Consider the following 20685-nt stretch of genomic DNA (forward strand, 5'->3'; position numbering starts at 1 on the left):
CTCCTTGGGAAGCATTATTCATTTGACGGCCCCGGCGGTCAGTCCGCGCACATAGTAGCGCTGCAGCGCCAGGAACATCACGATGCAGGGGATCATGGTGAGCGAAATGCCGGCCTGGAGCGCGCCCCAGTCGATGATGCCGTAAATGCCGGATGAGACGTTCACCAGCATGATCGGCAGGGTGAACTTGTTCTGGTCCGACAGGAAGATGAGCGCCGCGAGGAACTCGTTCCAGGAATTGAGGAAGGCGAACATCACGACGGTGGCGACGCCGGGCAGCGCCAATGGCATCAGGATGCGCCGCACCAGCGTCCATTGCGACGCGCCGTCGATGCGCGCCGCCTCCACCAGCGCCTTCGGGATCGCATCGAAGGCGTTGCGCATCATGAAGATCGAGAAGGGGAGCTGAAACGTGGTGTAGATCAGCACCAGGCCCAGAAGGCTGTTCTGCAGATGCAGGAATTTCAGGATCAGGAACAGCGGCGTCAGGATCGACTGGAACGGGATCATCATCGTCGCCATGACGAGGACGAAGATCGCGGTCTGGCCGGGAAAGCGGAACTTGGAGAAGCCGTAACCGGCAGGCACCGCGACCGCGACGGTGCAGGCAATTGTGCCGAGCGCGATCATTACGGAGTTGGTTGCGTAGACATACCAGCCGGCGCCGACATGTTCGAGACGGCGGTAGTTTTCCAGCGAAAACGCCTTCGAAAACAATGCCACCGGATGGGCCAGTGCCTCGGCCGCCGGCTTGAACGAATTGGCGAACGACCAGACGATCGGCATCAGGAAGAACACCGCCAGAATGATCATTGCCAGCAGCAGGAGGAGACGACCGGCAACGGCGCCGTAGCCTTCGTCGGCTTCCATGAACAGGTCTCTGACTTTCATCGTCCGTCCTCCGGGCGCTGGCGCATGAAGGAAAGCTGGATCGAGCTGATGGCAACGAGCACGACCAGGAGGGCGAAGGAAAGGGCGGAACCGTAGCCAAGCCGATAGGACGAGAACGAGGCGAGATAGATGGTGAACACGGCCGAGATCGTGCTGTTGTTCGGCCCGCCCTGGGTGATGATGAAGAACTGGTCGAAGGCGAGCATGGAGGAGGTGACGTTGAGGATCAGCGCCAGAAGTACGGAGTTGCGCATCAGCGGCAGGGTTATGCGGCGGAAGCGGCTGAAGGGGCTTGCGCCATCGATCCGGGTGGCCTCGATCACATCGTTGGGGATGCTCTGAAGGCCGGTGAGCAGAATGACCATGGTGAAACCGGCGGTTTTCCAGACGACCATCAGGATGATCACGGCGAGCGCCGGCCAGAAGCTTTCGAGCGGCCGGGGCGCGTGATCGACAAGGCCAAGCCCGGTCAGAAGCCGCGCGAACACGCCGCTGTCGGGATTGAGCAGCCAGAGCCACAGCGTCGAGGCCGCGCCGAAGCCGATCACGACCGGCATGAAGAACACCGTACGGAAGAAGCCGACGCTGCGCAGCGGCCGGTCGACCAGAAGCGCCAGCGGCAGGGCGACAGCCATGATCGCGGTGGTGACGAGCACTGTATAAAGCAGGGTGAAGCCGAAGGACTGCCAGAGCTGGCTATCGCCCAGAAGTTCGACGTAATTTTCAATGCCGATGAACTTGCGGCGACCGAGCAGCGGCCAGCGGAAGAAGCTCATCCACACCGTCATAACCAGCGGAATGATGAAAAGGCCGATGATGAACACCATGCTCGGCGCGATGAAGGCGAGACCCAGCCAGCCATGCGGCTCATCGCTGCTCGCCTGCCGGCGTTTTTGTAACGCGCGCTTGAGAAACAAGACGTCAAATCCCTGCGTTTGGTGGTGTCTGCGGGGCCGCGCGGCGGTTCTCCCGTGGCTCTGCGTCCTCCCTGCGGGGGAGGGGGCGCGGGCGGTGCAGGCCGCCCGCAGCCAGGCGTCACGGATTGGTGCGGTCGAGGATCTTGGTGAATTCCTCCTGCGCGGTTTCGATAGCGCCGTCCATATCATCGCCGAAGATCGCGCTCTGGATCAGGTTCAGGAATGGGCCGGTGCGGCTGACGAAAAGCTCGTCGGAGGCATAGGTGTAGGGGGTGCGGGCCTTCGACAGGATGTCATAGGCAACGAGGTTGCGCGGGTCGAAGTTGGAGTAAGCTTCTTCCGCCAAGTCGGTGCGCGAGGGCATTCCCGATTCCTGCGTAATGAAGACCTGCTGCTCGGGCTCCATGTAGAATTTCACGAAATCCTCGATCACGGCCTTCTTTTCAGGTGCGATGCCCTTGATCATGGCAAGCGTGTCGCCGCCGGCAAAGCTCGACTGGCCGCCCGTCGGGCCGGGGATCGGAGCTACCTGGAAATTGACGTCCGGATAGGTGCTGGTCAGCAGATTGACGATGTAGGAGCCGGTCATCAGGATGCCGACCTTGCCCGAGGCGAAGGCTTCCACGGCATTGTTGCCGTTGCCAGAGCGCGCCGTTGGGTGAATGGCGCCGGCCTGCCACATCGTGCGGTAGTCTTCCAGCGTCTCGCGCATAGCGGGCGTATCGATCGTCGCTTCGCGGCCGTCATCGGTCAGGAGATCGGCATCGGCCGCCCAAATATGCGGCAGGAAGTCGTAGATCAGCCAGCTTCCGGAATTGGCGACGAAGTAGAAGCCGTAAATACCATCGCCCAATGCGCTGATCTTCTCGGCATCTTCGACGATCTCTTCGAGCGAGGCCGGCGCCTTGTCCGGGTCGAGACCGGCTTCTTCGAACAGGTCGGTGTTGTAGGCGATGATCGAGGCGTCGGGCAGGGCGGGGACGCCGTAGATATTGCCGTCATAGGTGGCGAGACGGATATGGGACGGGCTCAGCGCTTCGGCATAGGGAAGGCCGTCGACGAAATCGGTGATGTCTTCCAGCGTGTCGTTGGCGGCGAATGTCGGAAGATAGATCAGGTCGAGCACCGCACCCTCGGGCGGCGCGCCGCCGGCGATCGCTGCGCCAAGCTTCGGCACCATCTGCTCGGCGATCACTGCGGTGACGTTTACGGCGTCGTCGTGGGCGGCGTTGTACTTCTCGGCGAGCGCCTGCAGCACGGCGGCCGACGAGGTGCGAACCCAGAGGTTCACCTCCTCCGCCTGGGCCCATGAAGCGGATGCCGCCAGCGTGACTACGGCAAGCATGAATTTGGTTTTCAGCATGTCATTCCCCTTCTCGTTTTCGTCATTCCTCTTGACGTTGGGTTACGGTATGGGAGAAAGATTTTGTTGTCGACAATTTGTGTTCATCTGCGTGCAAAAACCTTTTTGCAACATTGTTTTTGTTTGATAAAAGCTTTTATCAGAGAGTGGAAGCCGTCATGATAAAGCCCATTCAGCACCGCAGATGCACGCTCAGGGATGTCGCCAGGGCGGCCGATGTCAGCCTGTCGACGGCGTCGAATGCGCTGAACGGCGTCGGCCGGGTCAATGCCGAGACTCGCGAGCGGGTGCTGCGGGTGGCAACGGAAATCGGCTTTCGGCCGAACGCGCTCGCCCGCAGCCTTTTGAGCCGGCGAAGCCTCACCATCGGCATCATCACCGACGATACCTATGGCCGGCTGACGCTGCCGATCAGTTCCGGCGTCTCGGAGGTTCTTGTCGATCACGGCGTCTCGGCGTTCCTGTGCGCCACCAGCGGCGACAAGCGGCTCGCCGAGCTCCATCTCCAGGCGCTGCTCGACAAGCAGGTCGATGGCATCATCCTGACGGCGACGCGCCTCGACGTCGATCCGCCCATCGATCTCACCGCCCTCAACATTCCCGTCGTCTATGCCTTCGCCGCCGGACCGCCGCACAGCACCAGTTTTGTCCCTGACGACGCCCACGGCGCGATGCTGGCAATCGCCTGTCTGGAGGAGGCCGGCTGCCGCGATATTCTCCACATCACCGGACCGGAAAGCTGGCTTGCGGCCCGAAATCGCGCTGCGGCCTACCGTGCCCGATGCCGGCCGGCATCACCGGTTATGTTCGGAGAATGGTCGGAGGAATGGGGTCACGCGGCGATCGAGCAGGTGCTGGCCATGCGCGACAAGCTGCCCGACGGCATCTTCTGCGGAAGCGATGAGATCGCTCGCGGCGTGCTCGACGGATTGCGCGATCACGGCATCTCGGCGCCGGATGACATCTCGGTGGTCGGCTTCGACAACTGGGAAGTCGTCTCCCGCCAGACCCGCCCCCCGCTGACGACCATCGATATGGAGCTCAAGGAAATCGGTCACCGCGCGGGGCTGGCGATGCTGCGGCTGACCCGCAACGAGCCGGTCGACAAGGGCATCACCCGCCTGCCATGTTCGCTCGTCCGGCGCGAGAGCGTTGCGAAGCCTGCGTAAACAGAAGTCGCTTCAGCCTCGGGAAACGTCAGACAGAGCTGGGCGGGAATGGTGAGATCGCGCACATCGTGGCGATGCGCTCCGGCGTATAGTGATGGGGCAAGTTTCGCCGAGGCCGACATCAAATTTGGACATCATTCCGGGTGCCGGCACGACCCGCAAACGGGGCGGCCCTTGTTTCATTCTGTCTCGATGCCGCGAAAGCGGTAAGGATCAGAGGACGATGCCGTTGCGGAAGGGATCGTCTGGGTGGAATACCAGTTCGGCCACTGACATGACGTAGGCTTGGCCCGTGATCGACGGGATCACGCCGCCCTTCTCGCCCGCCTTGTAGGAGAGCCGGTAGGTGGAGCCGATGATGCTTTGCTGCACGATTCCCTGGCCTTCCGCCAATTGACCGGCGGCAGCAAGGCAGGCGAGCCGCGCTGAACAGCCGGTTCCGCAGGGGGAGCGGTCATAGGCATCGTCGGGGCAGAGCACGAAATTGCGGCTGTGCGCCGCCGCATCGCCGGCCGGGCCGTAGAAGATCACATGATCGACCGGCTCGCCGTTTTCGCCGCCGAACTTGCCGGCGTTGAGCGCGGTCCGGGTCGCGACGGCGAGATCGGTAAGCTGGCGGATATTCTCCGGGACCACCGGGATCGGGCTCGGATCGACCAGGAAAAACCAGTTGCCGCCATAGGCGACATCGCCGGTGAGAGCACCGAATTCCGGCACGTCCACAGTGACGCCCGCCGCAACCCGGCGGCTTTCGATATTGGTGACGGTGACCGTGCTTTCGTCCTGCACATCGACGGTGACGACGCCGGCGGGCGTTTCGATGCGATGCAGACCCGTGCCGATCCGGCCCATATGGTAGAGCGTGACGGCAAGGCCGATCGTGCCATGGCCGCACATGCCGAGAACCGCGCCGACATCGAAATAGATGACGCCGGTGACGCAGGTCGGGTCCACCGGCGGCACCAGCAGCGCGCCGACCATGGCGACCTGGCCGCGCGGCTCCAGCACGACGGCGCGGTAGTCGTCGTAATAGCGCGTCGCAAGGCGCGCCGCGCGTTCGGAAAGCGTGCCCGTGCCAAGATCGGGAAAGCCGTCGAGGATGACCCGCGTCGGCTCGCCCGCGGTATGGCTGTCAATCACATGCATTCGCTGCTCCCTGGCAAGGCCCGCTCCGCCGGTTTCAGGCCGCCCAGTTGGCGTACCAGGTCTTGAACTGCTTGTACTGTTCCTCGACGAAGGCCTGCTGCGGCGCGGTCAACGCATCGGTCTCGTTGAAGTGCAGGGTATATTCTTCGTCGCCATTCAGCACCATCAGATATTTGTAGAACAGCACGAGATCGACGCCCTCGTCGAATTTCGACAGAACCATCAGGGCTTCCTCAAGTTCGCGCGCCTTGACGCGGGCCTCGCTGTCGCCCCTGGCTGCGGCCTTGCAAAGCGAAACGAGATGCAGAACCTCTTTCGGAAGCGCATTTCCAATGCCGGTGATCGCGCCGGTGGCACCGCATTTGACGAACCCGTGGAAGACCTGGGTATCGACACCGACCATCAGGGTGAGATCGTCATTGCCGGAGGTGATGTGCTCGGCGGCGTAGGAGAGGGAGGCCGCGCCGCCGAATTCCTTGAAGCCGATCAGGTTGGGGTAATCGGCGCGCAGGGCGAAGAACAGGTCGGCGCGGGTTTCAAAGCCGTAATGGGGGCTGTTGTAGATCACGGCGGGCAGACCGTTCGCGGCTTCGAGAATGGCTGCGAAATGGGCCTTCTGCGCGGCCACCGAGCTGCCGCGCGAGAGAACGCGCGGAATGACCATCAGGCCGGCTGCGCCGACGCGGGCGGCATGGGCCGTGATCGCCACGGCGGACTTGGTGTTGATCGCGCCGGTGCCCACGATCACCGGAACCCCGGCCTCGACCAGCGCCTCGACGCCCTGCATGCGCTGCTCGTCGGTCAGAAGCGGCCAGTCGCCCATCGAACCGCAATAGACGACGGCTGACATACCGGCATCGACAAGCTCCCGGCCCTTGCGTGCAAGGGCTGCGAAATCCGGCGTGCGGTCAGCCTTGCAGGGGGTCATCAAAGCCGGAATGCAGCCGGTGAAAATGGTGTCGCTCATCTGGGGTCCTTTCATAGGCACAAGGAATTGGTCTCGGCGGGGCAATCTGCTGGCAGTCTCTGGCACTGCGGCCAGGAGCCGGTCGGTTGCAATTTCAGTATCACTGATAATTTATCTTGTCGACAAATAAAATACTTAAAAGCATAGCACGCCATTCCATACCTCGGCAAACACGTGAAACCTAGAGCGCGATTGAGGAAACGCTGCGGGAATCGGCGGAGATATAAGCCCGGATCTGACGCACGATCTGGTCGGCATGCGCCGTGGCAAGCCGGTCGCAGGCGTCCTCATCGCGCGCGATCATGGCGCTGACGATATGCTCGTGCTCGGCCACATACTGGCGCGGGAGGTCGTCGTCATAGGAACGGTAGTAAAGGCGAAGAATCCGGCGTCCGTCATCGAGCAGGCGCCGGAACAGGTCGGTGTAGTATTTGTTGCGACCGGCCTCGGCGATGGCGATGTGGAAATCGCGGTTGGCGGCGATCATGCCCAGCACGTCCCGCGCCTCGACCGCCTCGGCAAAGCGGCTCTGATGGGCGCGAATCCCGGCCAAATCGGCCTCGTTGTAATGGATCGCAGCAAGCCGCGCGGTGACGCGGTACATCAGCGTCAGGGCATCGAAAAATGCGCCGAGCTGCACGAAATCGATGTTGGAGACGATGGTCGTGCGATTGGTCAGAGCCGTGATCAACCCCTCCGCCGCAAGCCGGACGAGCGCCTCCCGAATGGGCGTGCGCGACATCGCAAAGCGTTCGGAAAGCTCGGTCTCGTCGATCGGGCTGCCGGGCGCGAGCTTCAGCTCGATGATTTCGTTGCGCAGCGTTTCATAGACATGCGCCACGCCGCCGCCGCGCCTGACCTGCTGGCTCTGGAGCCCGCCGCTCTCCAACGATGTCTTGACCATGATGCTCCGCTCTCCGGTTATTTTCACCAATATGCAACACTCCATGCACACAATCCATCATGCGTTTTAAATTTTTTTTGTCGACATAACAAATTTTCGGCATTAGTGTGACGACCTGTTCCACGATGATTGCCACCTGAAACGGACAGCGCCAACATGAAACCCGCCCGCATGAAAACCGCTCTGATCGTGCTTGCAGCGTGCAAGTCATCGCGCGACGGCAGCGGACAGGAGCGCTGGAGACCCGCCATGAAGGGAGAAAGCTGATGCCGTGCGATACGGAGGAAGTCTTTCGCCTTGCGGGGCAGCCGGATGCGGCGCGACGGGTTTTCGCCTATCTGCTCGACGGCCTGAACAGGGATGTCGGCAAGGGCCTGACCACCGCCTCAATCTACGATCTGCCGCGCATGCGTTCGCGCCGGGTGTTTTCCGAAAACATTGAGGCTTATGAGCCCGGCGGCTTCAAGCCGCTCGAGAAGAACCGCTATTTTGACACGGTGATCGCCGGCAACCGGCATTTCAGCACGACCAGCATCGAAGAGATCGCCGAGGTTTTCTTCGACTGGGAAAAGATCCGCGATCTCGGCTTCGAATCCAACATGAACCTCCCGGCCGTCGCCGACGGGCGTGTGATCGGAACGGTCAACATGCTGGGCTCGAAGGGTCACTTCACGCCAGAAACCGTCGCCCGGGCCCTGGCCTGGCAGCCGGCTGTCACCACGGCATTCCTTCTCTTGCATCTTGAAGACATCGAGACGGCCACATTTCACCCGACATGACGGAAACAACCCGACCAAGGATGTCCAAGGGACCGGAGAGTCCTGCGCAATGGCCCTCAAAGGGCCGCATAATCAAAATGAAAATATCTCAACCCGGAGAAACCGATCCATGAAAACAGCACTCACAGCAGCGATCCTTTCCTCGGCGCTTGCCGCGCCGCTGGCGGCTCAGGCCGAGGATTTCAACATCGCCTTCCTTGCCGCCTCGTCGCAGAACGGCTTCAACCAGGCGATCTATGATGGCATCAAGGAAGCCGCGTCCGGCTACGACAATGTCAGCACCCAGATTTTCGACGGCGAGTTTTCCGCCACCGCCCAGTTCTCCCAGGTCGAGGACATCGTCGCCGGCGGCAAGTTCGACGCCATCATCATCACGCCCAACGACACGGTCGGCATTGCAACGGCGCTGGAAGACGCGGTAAAGGCCGGCGTCAAGGTCGGCACGACGCTGTTTCCCGTCGGTCCCGAACTGACCGAAATGGAGCCCCAAGTGCCGGGCCTCACCGTTACCGTCGCCTCCGATCCGGTCGTCGGCGCCACCGCCCAGGCCAATGCGGTGGTCGACTACTGCGCCGACAAGGATCCGTGCAAGGTGGTCGTCCTGATCGGCCAGCTTGTCTTCCCCTTCGACAATGTGCGCAACGACACCTACAAGGAAATCCTCGGCGAGCATGACAATATCGAGATCGTCGCCACCGGCGAGGGCAATTACTCGCCCCAGGATTCGATGATCGCCATGCAGGACATCCTGCAGGCCAATCGCGACATCGATGTCGTGCTCTCCAATGCCGACCAGCATCTGATGGGTGCCGAGGTCGCGATTGCGGATGCCGGTCTCGATATCACGCAGATCTACACGCTGGGCGGCGGGCTGAACCAGATCGCGGTGGACGCGATCAAGGCCGGCAGCTGGAGCGGCACGCTGGCGCAGTTCCCGAAATCCATGGGCGCGGCCGCGCTCGACGCCATGGTCGAAACGCTCAATGGCGAAACCGTTCCGACCTGGATCGATGAATATTCGTTGCGCGAGACGCCGAAGATCATCACCAAGGAATGGCTGGACGAAAATCCGGATTTCGAGCCGGAATGGCAGGGCTGATACAGCCGCCCCCGGCGCGCGGGTCTGACGCGCGCCGGAACCCCGCCTTGCTCGGCGCGTCCTTGCGGCGTTTTCGTTCGACACGCCGAAGATGGAAAGGAAAGCCATGACCGATATCGCCATCCGGCTTCGGGGCGTCGCCAAGAGCTTTGGCGGGATGCGCATCCTGGACGATATCAATATCGACATTGAAAAAGGCTCCGTGCACGCGCTCGTCGGCGAAAACGGGGCCGGCAAGTCGTCGGTCGGCAAGATCGTCGGCGGCTATTACTCGGCGGATGAAGGCACGGTAGAGGTGTTCGGCGACGTCGTCACCCGGTTTTCGCCGCGCGACGCGCTTGGCCGCGGCATCGCGATGATCCATCAGGAACTTCAGCTCGTGCCCGAGCTTACCGTGCTGGAGAACGTGTTCCTCGGGCTCGAAAGCAATACCGCGGGCTTCCTGCGCAAGGGCGACCTCGCCCGCTTCCACGCGTTGGAGGAGACCTGCGATTTCGGCCTCAACCCGCATACCCGTATCGCCGATATGCGGATCGCCGAGCGCCAGAAGGTCGAGATCATGCGTGCGATTGCCCGTGATGCGCGGGTGATCATCATGGACGAGCCGACCTCCTCGCTGACCGAGGACGAGGCCGAACGCCTGCACCAGCTGATCGCGCGGCTGAAGGCCCGCGACGTCACCGTGATCTATGTCAGCCACTTTCTCGATCATATCCTCGCCAATTGCGACCGAGTGACCATCATGCGCGACGGCAAGGTGATCCGCACCGATGCGATTGCCGGCGAGACCAAGAACAGTCTCGTCGATTCGATGCTGGGCGAGGCCTCGGAGATCAGCTGGCCCACACTTCCACCGCGCCCCGCCGAACAGGGGACGCCGGTCGTCGAGATGGAGAATGTCGCTACCGACACCGGCCTTTCCGATATCACGCTGAAGATTTTCCCGGGCGAGATCGTCGGCCTGATCGGCCTTGTCGGCTCCGGCCGCTCGGAGGTGGCGCGCGCGCTCTTCGGCGCCGATCCGATCGTCTCCGGCCGCTATGCCATTCAGGGCGTCGTGCAGAACCGCCGGCTCAGGGTTCCACGTGCCATCGCCCAGGGCATCGCCTTCGTGCCGGAAGACCGGCGCAAACAGGGACTTGTGCTGACCCAGACGACCCGTCCCAACATCTCGCTCGCCTCGCTCGGCAACATCTCGCGTCATGGCTTCATCAATCACGGGCTGGAACGCAGCCGGGCGCAAAGCATGATCGACCATTTCGGCATCGTTCCCTCCGCCATCGACGGCAAGGTCGCCTTTTACTCCGGCGGCAACCAGCAGAAGGTGCTGCTGTCGAAATGGGCGGTGGAAAAGCCGCGCCTGCTGATCCTCGATGAACCAAGCCGGGGCGTCGATATCGGCGCCCGGCAGAGCATTCACGAATTCATCATCGAAATGGCGGAAAACGGCGTGGCCGTGCTTTTGATCTCCTCGGAGCTCGAGGAGGTCATCAATCTCTCCCATCGCGGCTATCTGATGAGCGACGGCCGCATCTTCGCGGAGACCGACTGCCGGGACACCACGGTCGACGAGGCACTGCACCGCATCTTTGAAGAACAAGGCGCCGTCTCCCGCGGCAAGGAGGTCACCCAACCATGAGCGACGTTCAGACACCTGCCCGCCGTTTTTCCATCACACCCGGCGATTTCGCCCGCGAGTACGGCGTTCTCACCATCATCGTCATTCTGATGGTCGGCCTCAGCCTGATTTCCGACAGTTTCCTGACGGCCCGTAACCTGCTCAACATCGTCAACCAGTCGGCGCCGCTGGCGATCATCGCCTGCGCGCTGACGCTCGTCATCATCGGCGGCGGGTTCGATCTGTCGACCGGCGCGATTTTCGGCGTGGCCTCGGTCGCGGCCGGCTGGATCGCCGTTCACGTCGATCCCTATACAGCGATTGTCGCCGGTCCGCTGATCGGGCTTGCGCTCGGCACGGTCAATGGCGCGATCATAACCGGCTTCGGGGTGCACTCCTTCCTGGTGACGCTGGCCACCAGTCTCGTCTATCGCGGCATCGCCATCCTGATCACCGGCGGCGCGCTGATCCCCGTCAGGATCGCCGAGTTTTCCTGGATCGGTCGCGGCCGCATCGGCATGGTCAATATCGCCGTCATCGTGCTGATCATCTTCATGGTGATCTTCATGGTGCTCTTGAACCGCACCACATTCGGCCGCCGCGTCTTCGCCGTCGGCGGCAATGAAGAGGCCGCGATCCTGTCGGGCATCCGCACCAATCTGATCAAGATCGTCACCTTCTCGCTGTCGGGCATGGCCGCCGGTCTTGCCGGCGTGATCGCGGTGTCGCGCATTTCCATGGCCTCGCCCCAGGCCGGTATCGGCATGGAGTTCGAGGCAATCGCGGCCGTCATCCTTGGCGGAACCTCGATCATGGGCGGTTCGGGCGCCATCTGGCGCTCGGTCGCGGGCGTGCTTCTGATGGCGCTGATCGGCAACGGTTTCAACATCCTCAACGTGAACCCCTTCTACAAGGACCTCACCACCGGCGTGATCATCGTCGTCGCGGTCGCGCTGGCCGCATCGGGCCGGCGCAGCCGCTGACATCCTTCACGCATTGCACAGAGACTTCCCATGACTGACAAAATCACGCGCGTCTCGACCGATGTCGGCGGCACCTTCACCGACCTCGTCTATTTCGAGACCGACCTTGAAACCGGCGTCCAGACCGTTCGCACGGAAAAATCCGACACCACGCCGCCGGATTTCGAAAAGGGCGTTCTCAACGTTCTGGACAAGGCCAAGGTCGATGTCGGCTCAGTCGATTTCTTCGCCCACGGCACCACTGTCGTCATCAACGCGCTGACCGAACGCAAGGGCGCCAAGGTCGGGCTGATCACCACCAAGGGTTTTCGCGATTCCATCGAGATCGGCCGCGGCAACCGGCCGGACTTCTTCAATCTCAGATACAAGAAGCCCGCCCCCTTCGTGGAGCGTTACCTCCGCCGCGAGATCGTCGAGCGGATGGACTATCACGGCAACGAGGTCACGCCGCTGGACCTCTCCTCGCTCGACGAGACGCTCGCCCTGTTCCGCGCCGAGGGCATAGAAGCCATCGCGATCAGCCTGCTGCATGCCTATGCCAACCCCGATCACGAAATCCGCCTGAAGGCCGAGGTCGAGGCGCGCTGGCCCGATGTGACGGTGGTCGCCTCGCACCAGATCACCCGCGAATGGCGCGAATATGAGCGCACCAACACCGCGATCCTGTCCGCCTATGTCCAGCCCAAGGCGCAGCGTTATCTGGAGAAGCTGGAGGCCGGGCTCAACGGCAAGGGCTATTCCGGCCAGCTCTTCATCATGCAGTCGAATTGCGGCGTCGATTCCCTCGACGCGATCAAGGCAGTGCCGATCACCATGGTCGAAAGCGGGCCGGCCTCCGGCTTCTGGGGCGCTGCCGAACTCGGCCGGATCATCGGCGAACCCAATATTCTGGCGCTCGATATCGGCGGCACCACCGCCAAATGCTCGCTGATCGAAAACAACCAGGTCACCATCAAGACCGATTACTGGATCGAGCGCGACGGCAAGTCCGCCGGTTACCCGATCATGGTGCCGGTGGTGGACCTTGTGGAAATCGGCAATGGCGGCGGCTCGATCGCCTGGGTCGACGATTTCGGCAAGCTGCATGTCGGCCCGCATTCGGCCGGCTCCACCCCCGGTCCCGCCGCCTATGGCCGCGGCGGCGAGGACGCAACGACGACGGACGCCAATCTGGCGCTCGGTCGGATCAACAGGGATTATTTCTGCGGCGGCTCGGTCGAGGCGGATATCCCGGCGCTGGAAAACGCGCTCGGAAAGCTGGCCGAACGCATGGGCAATTCGCCCGAGGACGTCGCGCGCGGCATCATCCGCATCGCCAATTCCAACATGGTCAACGCACTGAAACTGGTCTCCGTCAATCGCGGCTATGACCCGCGCGATTTCACCCTGGTGGTGTTCGGCGGCGGCGGCCCGATGCATGGCGTGGCGCTTGGCCAGGAACTGGGCGTCAAGAAGGTTGTCGTGCCACGCGGCGCGCCGGTGTTCTCCGCCTGGGGGATGATGATGTCGGACCTGCGTCGCGACTATTTCGTCACCCGGCTGATGGACAGCGCCGACCGCGAGGGCCTGGATGACCTGCTCTCCCACACCATGGAACGCGCCCGCGCCGAATATGCCCGCGAGGGCTTCGGCCCCGACAAGGTTTCGCTCAAGCCGATGGTGCGCTGCCGCTACCAGAACCAGGAATTCGCCGTCGAGGTGCCGGTGCCCGCCGGCCCCGTGACCGAGGAAACCCTGACCAAGATGGTCTCGGAATTCCACGAGATCTACGAGCGCGAATATACCTATCGCCTTGCCGCCGGCGTCGAGATCATCGGCCTGCATCTGGTCGCCGCCGCCGAGGTGGGCAAGCTTGAACTGGTGGCGCTGCCGAAGACCGGCGCGAAGCTGGAGGACGCGGTGAAGGGCCGGCGCATGGTCGATTACGCCACCGAAGGCCGGCACGAGGCCACCATCTATGACAGCACGAAATTCGAGCCGGGCATGTCCTTTACCGGGCCGGCGGTGATCGAGGATCCGGGCACCACCATCGTCGTCCATCCCGGCAACCGCGTCTTCATCGACGATTTCGGCAACACGCATATCGAGACGAGGGGCTGAGCCATGACCGACAAGACCTTTGATCCCGTCACTTTCGACATCATCCAGAACGCGCTGGAAGCGATTGCCGACGAGATGTTCTACGCCCAGGTGAAGACCTCGATGAGCGCGATCATCTACGAGGTGCTCGACCTCTCCACCTCGATCCTCAACCCTGAAGGTGAGATCGCCGCATCGGGCGCTGGCATTCCGGCCTTCATCGGTGTGCTGGACAAAGCGATCGCGGGCATTCGCGCCAAGTTTCCGCTGGAGGATATTCGCGAGGGCGATGTGTTCGCCTCCAACGACCCCTATTTCGGCGGCGTCACCCATCTGAACGACATGGTGCTGGCAGCACCCGTGTTTCATGATGGCGTGATGGTCGCCTGGGTCGCGAACATCGCCCACTGGAACGATGTCGGCGGCAATGTTCCGGGATCGATGTCGGCCGAGGCCACCGAAATCTTCCAGGAAGGCATCCGCATTCCGGCGGTGAAGCTGTTTACCGCAGGCGTCGAGAATGCCGCCGTCTTTGATATCATGAAGATCAACTCCCGCCTGCCGGACTACCTGAATGGCGATCTGTGGGCCGCGATCGCTGGTCTGCGCATCGGCGAGCGCCGGGTGCTGGAACTGGTCGAAAAATACGGCGCGGACACGTTCGCCGCGGCCGTCACCGACTATATGGACCTCGGCGAACGCCGCGCCCGCGCCGCACTCGCCAACATCCCGCAGGGCAGCTACAGCTTTTCCGAGGAGCAGGACAGCGGCGTGGTCCACAAGGTCACGCTGACGGTCACCGCCGACGAATTCATCGTCGACCTCACCGACAACCCGGCCCAGTCCGGCTCGCTCAACTGCTCGCGCGAGGGCACCGAGATTGCCGTGCAACTCGCCTTCAAGGACTTCACCGATGCCGACGCGCCCGGCAATGGCGGCTTCTTCCGGCCGCTCAAGGTGGTGACCAAGCCCGGCACGATCTATCACGTCGAGGCTCCCGGCGCGCTCGGCTATTATGCCGAGGTCGAAATCCGCTTGTTCGACATGCTGCTGCGCGCCATGGCCGAGCATTTTCCGGGTTCGGTTCCGGCCGGCAACTTCGCCTCGATCTGCGGCACCAATATCGGCGGTCCGCACCCCGACACCGGACGCCACTACACCATCGTCGAGCCGCAGGTCGGCGGCTGGGGCGCGTGGGAAGGCTCCGACGGCGTGTCCGGCCAGTTCTCCGGCTTCCACGGCGAGACCTTCAACTGCCCGGCCGAAGTCGCCGAGGCCCGCTACGGGCTCGGGATCGAGCAGGTGGCGCTGAACAGCGAGCCCGGCGGCGAAGGCCAGTGGCGCGGCGGCAAGGGCATCGAGGTGCATTACCGCGTGCGCGCCGACGACAACTTCCTCTCGGTCGGCTACACCCGCTCGCGCATGCCGCCCTGGGGCGCTTCCGGCGGGCTGGACGGCTCGGTCAACTATGTCGAGGTCCTGCGTCGCGACGGCTCCCGCGACCGCCACGCGTTTACCACCAACCTCACGGTCAACGAAGGCGACATCATCCGTGTTGTCACCGGCAATGGCGGCGGCTACGGTGACCCGCGTGAGCGCAGCCGCGCCGATATCGAGCGCGATCTGAAGAACGAATACCTCACGCCCGAACGCGCCAGGGAAATCTACGGCTACGAGGCCTGACCGAACGCGCCCCGCCGCACTCCCAATCCCTTGCCTTCGCGGCAAGGGATTGGGAACCGGTTTGGGCACACAGAACGGATTCTATTGAAGCTTGGAGGGATCGAGGCGAAGCCGGCTGCCGGCATGATGCATTGCGCTTATCGCTTCGCGGAATTTTCCGAATATCGTTTGTGCTTGTCTGGAGGTTATCTTTCGGTTCCGGCCTGCGAGGACAGGCCGCTTCGGGAGGGTGCATGTCCAAACCGGATCGACCGAATATCCTTTGCCTTGTCAGCGAAGACTATCCGCCGCGCCTTGGCGCCGATGGCGACCCGGTGGCGCGGACACCGCATCTCGATCAACTGGCGTGCGAGGGCGTTCTCTTCGTGGCGGCGAACTGCACCTCGCCGGTCTGTGCGCCCTCGCGTTTTGCGATCCTGACCGGGCGCCATGCGGAAAGCTGCCGCGGGCCCAGCACATGCAAACCACGGCGCGGTTGCCCGAGAGCTTCGACACCTATCCCGATTTGCTGCGCAAGGCGGGCTATTACTGCAGCAACAATGCCAAGACCCACTACAATTGTGATGTCGATCCTGCCGCGATCTGGGATGAAAGCAGCCGCAGCGCGCGGGATGGCCCATTCGCTAGCTATCAGCAGCTGTAGCGCGCAGCAAGCCGGTTGATGTAGTTTTCGAAAATGCCGGCCATGTCGATGGTTTCTCCCGAGCGCAGCCATTGCTCCTGCAGGCCGTCCATCATGGCGATGATCTCGAAGGCGAGGGCTTCTACATCGGCCGCCGGATCGAATGTTTTCTCAACCTGTCCGGATCTGAGCGCCCTGGCGATCATGCTATGCGTCCTTTGCGAACGATCGGCAAACCAATCCGCCGCCGGGTGATCGGCCGACAGGCTTTCCACCGAAAGAAGCGCGAAGGCGCGGATCACGCCCGGGATCGTCTCGTTATACCGGACGATATCCGCAAGCGAGGCAAGAAAAGCCCGCCAGCCGGCGTCCTCATTCGGCAACATGTCGGCGGTGACCGCGTCCCTCTCTTCCAGAACCGCCAGCAGAAGATCGGTCTTGCTTGGAAAATGATGCAGCAGGCCGGGAAGCGTCAGCCCGACTTCCGCAGCAACCGTTGCGATGGCTGCATTCTGGTAGCCCGACTGGCTGAATACCCGAACGGCCGCCTTCACGATTTCCGCGCGCCGCTGCCGACCCTTTCCATAGGGACCGCGCGCACGGCTCTCCGTCTTTTGAGGAGCTGGTTGTGTCGGGTCGTTCGTCGGCATGCGCTGGCGTCTCCATTCGGCTTCCAGAATACATGAAACGCGCCCAATTTAAAAACCTAGTAATTGGTAGCTTTTTGTGATTTCGTGTCGCGACAGTGATCGACGCCGAACCGATCAGGCGGTTGTCGGTCAAGAACGAGCATGCCGGAAATCAAGGGAGGCGAGTATGAACAGCGATCAGGCGCGCGGCGCGGCCATCAATATCGAGCAGCTTCTGGACGAATTGACGCTGGAGGAGCAGGTCTCGCTGATGGCGGGCGCGGATTTCTGGACAACCGTTCCCGTGCCGCGCCTCGGCATCCCGGCCGTGAAGGTGTCTGATGGCCCGAATGGCGCGCGCGGCGCTGGAGGCCTGACCAACGGAACGCCGGCCGCCGCCTTTCCCTGTGCCATTTCGCTTGGGGCAAGCTGGAACAGCGACGCGGTTTATGAGATGGGGGCGACGCTTGCCGCCGAGGCACGCTCGAAAGGCGCGCGGGTGCTGCTCGCGCCGACGGTCAACATGCACCGTTCGGGGCTGAACGGGCGCAATTTCGAGTGCTATTCGGAAGACCCGTTTCTGACCTCCATGCTCGCGGTCGCCTATATCAAGGGTCTGCAGGACAATGGTGTCGCGGCGACGATCAAGCATTTCGTCGCCAATGATTCCGAGATCGACCGACAGACGATCTCGTCCGATGTCGATGAGCGGACACTGCGCGAAATCTACCTGCCGCCATTCGAGGCCGCGGTCAAAAAGGCCGGCGTCTGGGCGGTGATGACCGGCTATAACCGTCTCAACGGCGTCCATATGGACAGCCACAAATGGGCGCTGCAGGACGTGATGCGGGGTGAGTTCGGCTATGACGGCATCTTCATGTCGGACTGGTTCGGCACGAATTCGGTCGCGGACTCTGTGAATGCCGGACACGATCTCGAAATGCCGGGGCCGACGCGCTATCGCGGCGCCAGGCTTTTGGAAGCCGTGAAGGCCGGCGCGGTCGACCCGGAAACGATCCGCGCCGCCACGCGCCGCCTTCTGATCCTGTTCGAGCGCGTCGGCGCTTTCGACAGCACCGGACCCGAGCCTGAAAGATCGCGGGATGCGCCCGAGACCCGCGCGCTGATCCGTCGTCTTGGCGCGGAAGGCGCGGTGCTCTTGAAGAACGAAGGCGATCTGCTGCCGCTGGACAAGAGCGTGTCGATCGCGACCCTCGGTCCCAATGCCGCCGTGGCGCGGCTGATGGGCGGCGGATCGGCGCAGATCAACGCGCCCTATCGGGTCACGCCGGTCGAAGGACTGAAGACCGCCTTCGGCGACAATCGTGTTTCCCACGCCAAGGGCTGCGCCAACAGCCGGCTGACGCAGGCCTTGCAGGGCGATATCGAACTCCGCTACTTCCATGGCCGTCGCCTTGAAGGCGCACCCGTCCACACCGAGAGCCAGGATACGCTCGACTGCTTCTGGTTCGACCTGCCTGTCCCGGAGCTGGACCCTAACGACTTTTCCGTGCGCGCGGTTGCCAGCTTCACCCCGCAGGAAAGCGGTACGTTTCGCGCCGGGATGACCAATGCCGGCCTTGCGCGCGCCTATCTCGATGGCGAACTGCTGCTCGACGGCGAGAGCGACTGGAAGCCGGGTCAGAACTTCTTCGGGACCGCCAATGACGAAAGGCTGGCTGAGGTCGAGCTTCAGGCCGGAACCACCTATCAGCTCGTGATCGAATACCGCTCCCCGGAAACCGCCGAGCGCGGCATAACCGTTCGCGCGCTCCGGTTCGGGATCGAGAAGACGATGGGGCAGCGGGAAATCGACGATGCCGTCCGGCTTGCGGGCGAGCAGGATGTGGCGGTGCTGTTCGTCGGCCGCCAAGAGGAATGGGACAGCGAGGGGTACGATCTGCCGGACATGGCCTTGCCCGGCCGGCAGAATGCGCTGATCGAGGCCGTCGCCGCCGTAAACCCGAACACGGTCGTGGTTCTGCAGACCGGCGGGCCGGTGGAGATGCCCTGGCTCGACAAGGTGAAGGCGGTCGTCCAGTTCTGGTATCCGGGCCAGGAGGTCGGCAATGCGATTGCCGATGTGCTGAGCGGCGCCGCTTATCCGGGCGGAAGGCTGCCGCAGACATTCCCCCGCCGCATGAAGGACAATTCAGCCTGGAGCGACGACGCGCTCACCTATCCCGGCAAGGACGGGCATGTGCGTTATGACGAAGGCGTTTTCGTCGGCTATCGTCATCACGACAGCCATGATGTGCCGCCGCTCTTTCCCTTCGGTTTCGGCCTCGGATACACGCAGATGAGCTGGGGCGAGGCAAGCGCCGACACCGGCATCATGACGGAGACAGGCATCGCGGTCACCGTGCCGCTGGAGAATGCCGGATCGATGGATGGCGTCGAGGTTGTGCAGCTCTATGTGCATCCGGAGGCGATGGTGGAAGACGTGCCCGTCGCCCGCCCGGAAAAGGAGCTGCGCGCCTTCGCGCGTCTCGCGCTCGAACCGGGCGAGAGCGGGGAGGCCCGTCTGCAGATCACGCCGCGCGATCTCGCCTATTTCGATGTCGAACGCCAGAGCTGGGTCGCGCCCGCCGGCCGCTATGCGCTTCTCGTGGCCGCCAATGCCGGCGATGTCCGCCAGCGTCTGGTGATCGAGCTTCCGTCCGAATGGTCCGAACCGGCCTGACTGATGGCCGGTGCGGTTGATTGCCGATTGCGCAGCTCGACCCCGCTTGTGGCCAAACACGGCATGGAAGGGAACCCGCAGCCATCGGTGGCGGTTCGCAAAAGGCTATTCTATGAATGTCCCCAAACGACCGTGCTTTCATGGCGCTTGATGCTGTGCCGCAGGCTGTCAAACGAGATCATGATTTGGCTGGCGAAGCGCTCGGAGGCCGGGCTGCGCAACGCGCCGACCTTGCGCATGATCCCGAGCGAGCGGTTCGGCTGAGGGATTTGATAGGGCAGAACCTCGATCGTGCTTCTGTCGCGGAGGGCAAAAACCACCGAAAACGGCAGAACAGCCAGCGCATCGGTTTCCGCAAGAAAATGGGTGACGCTCATCAGCGAACCGCCGGAATAGCGGATGTTCAGTTCCGACATGCCAATGGTCGTCAGAATCATCTGCAGATCCGACATCAGCGGTGAGCCCGGCAGCGGTGCGACCCAAGGAAAAGACGTCAGATCCTTCGCCTCGATCGGACGCTTGCGCATCAGAGGATGGTCCCGCCGACAGGCGACGATATTGCGGCCAGGCAGGATCTCGGTGAACTCGAAGTTGGGGCCGGACGTTACTTCGCCCATGGCGACGATGCCAAGATCAATTTGGTCGCCCTCCAGCGCCGCAACCACCTCGGGCAGGTTCATGTAGCTTTGCTGGATGACGATTTGGGGTTCGCGGCACTGGAATTCCCCGATCATACGGCTGATGATCGCATCCATGAAGAAGGGCACGCCGCCGAGGCGGACAAGCCCCTTGCTGCCCTTGACAAAGCCCCGTACCGTATCCGAGGCCTGACGCGAGGCGGCGATGATGACCCGCCCCTGTGCTGCCAGTTGCGCCGCCAGCGGCGTGGCCTGCAATGGACGGCGCCCTTTGACGAACAAAGGCTCGCCTATCCGCGCCTCAAGCATGGACAGGGATCGGCTGACAGCGGGCTGGGTCAGGCCCAGCATGGCCGCGCCCTCGGAGACGCCGCCGGCGTCCAGCACTGCGGCAAGCTGCATCAGGTGGCGTTCGTTCAGTTTCATAGCAAACTGGTATACGGGTCGCGGCAGAAATCAAGAAGAATCGTTTGCCTCCATGTTACACGATCGTCAAGGGGAAGGGAGGCCCCTGG

General features: G+C 62.7%; 17 protein-coding genes and 1 pseudogene. 10 read left to right on the plus strand and 8 right to left on the minus strand.

All coding sequences use genetic code 11. The features are described from left to right. Positions 1-18: 18 nt before the first annotated feature. From V6765_RS00910 to V6765_RS00920, 3 genes are all read right to left on the minus strand, one after another. Positions 19-813, minus strand: a complete 795-nt coding sequence (locus tag V6765_RS00910; RefSeq protein ID WP_448426599.1) for a carbohydrate ABC transporter permease — start codon at positions 811-813, stop codon at positions 19-21. Positions 814-887: 74 nt separating this feature from the next. Beyond that, positions 888-1808 carry a carbohydrate ABC transporter permease gene (locus V6765_RS00915; protein WP_448425696.1) on the minus strand — a complete coding sequence of 307 codons (921 nt, stop codon included), beginning with the start codon at positions 1806-1808 and terminating at the stop codon, positions 888-890. 118 nt (positions 1809-1926) lie between these two features. Next, entirely contained in the window at positions 1927-3171 is a 1245-nt protein-coding gene (locus V6765_RS00920) for an ABC transporter substrate-binding protein (RefSeq protein ID WP_448425698.1), read from the minus strand. A 161-nt stretch (positions 3172-3332) separates the two neighbouring features. Here V6765_RS00920 and V6765_RS00925 point away from each other — a divergent pair, with 161 nt between their 5' ends. Next, complete coding sequence (locus tag V6765_RS00925; RefSeq protein ID WP_448426601.1) at positions 3333-4340, plus strand: LacI family DNA-binding transcriptional regulator; 1008 nt, start codon at positions 3333-3335, stop codon at positions 4338-4340. 213 nt (positions 4341-4553) lie between these two features. Here the strand turns inward: V6765_RS00925 and V6765_RS00930 are convergent, their stop codons facing one another. The 3 genes from V6765_RS00930 to V6765_RS00940 all read right to left on the minus strand — a co-directional run bounded on the left by V6765_RS00930 (position 4554) and on the right by V6765_RS00940 (position 7357). Continuing rightward, on the minus strand, positions 4554-5486 hold the full coding sequence (locus V6765_RS00930) for a 4-hydroxyproline epimerase (RefSeq protein WP_448425699.1): 933 nt from the start codon (positions 5484-5486) through the stop codon (positions 4554-4556). 34 nt (positions 5487-5520) lie between these two features. Then, positions 5521-6453, minus strand: coding sequence for a dihydrodipicolinate synthase family protein (locus V6765_RS00935; RefSeq protein WP_448425701.1), 933 nt, complete (start codon positions 6451-6453; stop codon positions 5521-5523). Positions 6454-6634: 181 nt separating this feature from the next. Then, positions 6635-7357, minus strand: a complete 723-nt coding sequence (locus V6765_RS00940; RefSeq protein ID WP_448425703.1) for a GntR family transcriptional regulator — start codon at positions 7355-7357, stop codon at positions 6635-6637. 266 nt (positions 7358-7623) lie between these two features. Here V6765_RS00940 and V6765_RS00945 point away from each other — a divergent pair, with 266 nt between their 5' ends. The 8 genes and pseudogenes from V6765_RS00945 to V6765_RS00980 all read left to right on the plus strand — a co-directional run bounded on the left by V6765_RS00945 (position 7624) and on the right by V6765_RS00980 (position 16241). Beyond that, a complete protein-coding gene (locus V6765_RS00945; protein ID WP_448425704.1) occupies positions 7624-8136 on the plus strand; it encodes a hypothetical protein in 513 nt (170 codons plus the stop codon). A gap of 109 nt (positions 8137-8245) precedes the next feature. Then, entirely contained in the window at positions 8246-9235 is a 990-nt protein-coding gene (locus V6765_RS00950; RefSeq protein WP_448425705.1) for a sugar ABC transporter substrate-binding protein, read from the plus strand. 106 nt (positions 9236-9341) lie between these two features. Further along, positions 9342-10874, plus strand: a complete 1533-nt coding sequence (locus V6765_RS00955) for a sugar ABC transporter ATP-binding protein (protein WP_448425707.1) — start codon at positions 9342-9344, stop codon at positions 10872-10874. Then, positions 10871-11836, plus strand: coding sequence for an ABC transporter permease (locus V6765_RS00960; protein WP_448425708.1), 966 nt, complete (start codon positions 10871-10873; stop codon positions 11834-11836). Before V6765_RS00955 ends, V6765_RS00960 begins: the two co-directional genes overlap by 4 nt. A gap of 30 nt (positions 11837-11866) precedes the next feature. Beyond that, complete coding sequence (locus tag V6765_RS00965; RefSeq protein WP_448425710.1) at positions 11867-13936, plus strand: hydantoinase/oxoprolinase family protein; 2070 nt, start codon at positions 11867-11869, stop codon at positions 13934-13936. Between the two features lie 3 nt (positions 13937-13939). Continuing rightward, positions 13940-15598: a hydantoinase B/oxoprolinase family protein gene (locus V6765_RS00970; RefSeq protein ID WP_448425711.1), complete on the plus strand. Its 1659-nt coding sequence runs from the start codon at positions 13940-13942 to the stop codon at positions 15596-15598. Between the two features lie 233 nt (positions 15599-15831). Then, positions 15832-15978, plus strand: a pseudogene (locus V6765_RS00975) (hypothetical protein); the annotation flags it as partial. A 77-nt stretch (positions 15979-16055) separates the two neighbouring features. Beyond that, positions 16056-16241 (plus strand): hypothetical protein, encoded by a 186-nt coding sequence (locus tag V6765_RS00980; RefSeq protein WP_448426632.1) that lies wholly within the window; start codon positions 16056-16058, stop codon positions 16239-16241. Here V6765_RS00980 and V6765_RS00985 read toward each other — a convergent pair. After that, a complete protein-coding gene (locus tag V6765_RS00985) occupies positions 16229-16870 on the minus strand; it encodes a TetR/AcrR family transcriptional regulator (protein WP_448425713.1) in 642 nt (213 codons plus the stop codon). The two genes, V6765_RS00980 and V6765_RS00985, sit on opposite strands and share 13 nt — an antisense overlap. A gap of 166 nt (positions 16871-17036) precedes the next feature. Here V6765_RS00985 and V6765_RS00990 point away from each other — a divergent pair, with 166 nt between their 5' ends. Further along, entirely contained in the window at positions 17037-19532 is a 2496-nt protein-coding gene (locus V6765_RS00990) for a beta-glucosidase H (protein ID WP_448425714.1), read from the plus strand. Between the two features lie 110 nt (positions 19533-19642). Here V6765_RS00990 and V6765_RS00995 read toward each other — a convergent pair whose 3' ends face one another. After that, the gene (locus V6765_RS00995) at positions 19643-20596 is read right to left on the minus strand and encodes a LysR family transcriptional regulator (protein ID WP_448425716.1); all 954 of its coding nucleotides are present in this window, start codon (positions 20594-20596) and stop codon (positions 19643-19645) included. Positions 20597-20685 lie beyond the last annotated feature (89 nt).

Source organism: Martelella sp. FOR1707, from assembly GCF_053484265.1.

Coding starts and splice junctions, on each gene's coding strand:
- V6765_RS00910 (WP_448426599.1), bottom strand. CDS start 813: ATGATCATTCTGGCGGTGTTCTTCCTGATGCCGATCGTCTGGTCGTTC.
- V6765_RS00920 (WP_448425698.1), bottom strand. CDS start 3,171: ATGCTGAAAACCAAATTCATGCTTGCCGTAGTCACGCTGGCGGCATCC.
- V6765_RS00930 (WP_448425699.1), bottom strand. CDS start 5,486: ATGCATGTGATTGACAGCCATACCGCGGGCGAGCCGACGCGGGTCATC.
- V6765_RS00935 (WP_448425701.1), bottom strand. CDS start 6,453: ATGAGCGACACCATTTTCACCGGCTGCATTCCGGCTTTGATGACCCCC.
- V6765_RS00940 (WP_448425703.1), bottom strand. CDS start 7,357: ATGGTCAAGACATCGTTGGAGAGCGGCGGGCTCCAGAGCCAGCAGGTC.
- V6765_RS00945 (WP_448425704.1), top strand. CDS start 7,624: ATGCCGTGCGATACGGAGGAAGTCTTTCGCCTTGCGGGGCAGCCGGAT.
- V6765_RS00950 (WP_448425705.1), top strand. CDS start 8,246: ATGAAAACAGCACTCACAGCAGCGATCCTTTCCTCGGCGCTTGCCGCG.
- V6765_RS00955 (WP_448425707.1), top strand. CDS start 9,342: ATGACCGATATCGCCATCCGGCTTCGGGGCGTCGCCAAGAGCTTTGGC.
- V6765_RS00960 (WP_448425708.1), top strand. CDS start 10,871: ATGAGCGACGTTCAGACACCTGCCCGCCGTTTTTCCATCACACCCGGC.
- V6765_RS00965 (WP_448425710.1), top strand. CDS start 11,867: ATGACTGACAAAATCACGCGCGTCTCGACCGATGTCGGCGGCACCTTC.
- V6765_RS00970 (WP_448425711.1), top strand. CDS start 13,940: ATGACCGACAAGACCTTTGATCCCGTCACTTTCGACATCATCCAGAAC.
- V6765_RS00980 (WP_448426632.1), top strand. CDS start 16,056: ATGCAAACCACGGCGCGGTTGCCCGAGAGCTTCGACACCTATCCCGAT.
- V6765_RS00985 (WP_448425713.1), bottom strand. CDS start 16,870: ATGCCGACGAACGACCCGACACAACCAGCTCCTCAAAAGACGGAGAGC.
- V6765_RS00990 (WP_448425714.1), top strand. CDS start 17,037: ATGAACAGCGATCAGGCGCGCGGCGCGGCCATCAATATCGAGCAGCTT.
- V6765_RS00995 (WP_448425716.1), bottom strand. CDS start 20,596: ATGAAACTGAACGAACGCCACCTGATGCAGCTTGCCGCAGTGCTGGAC.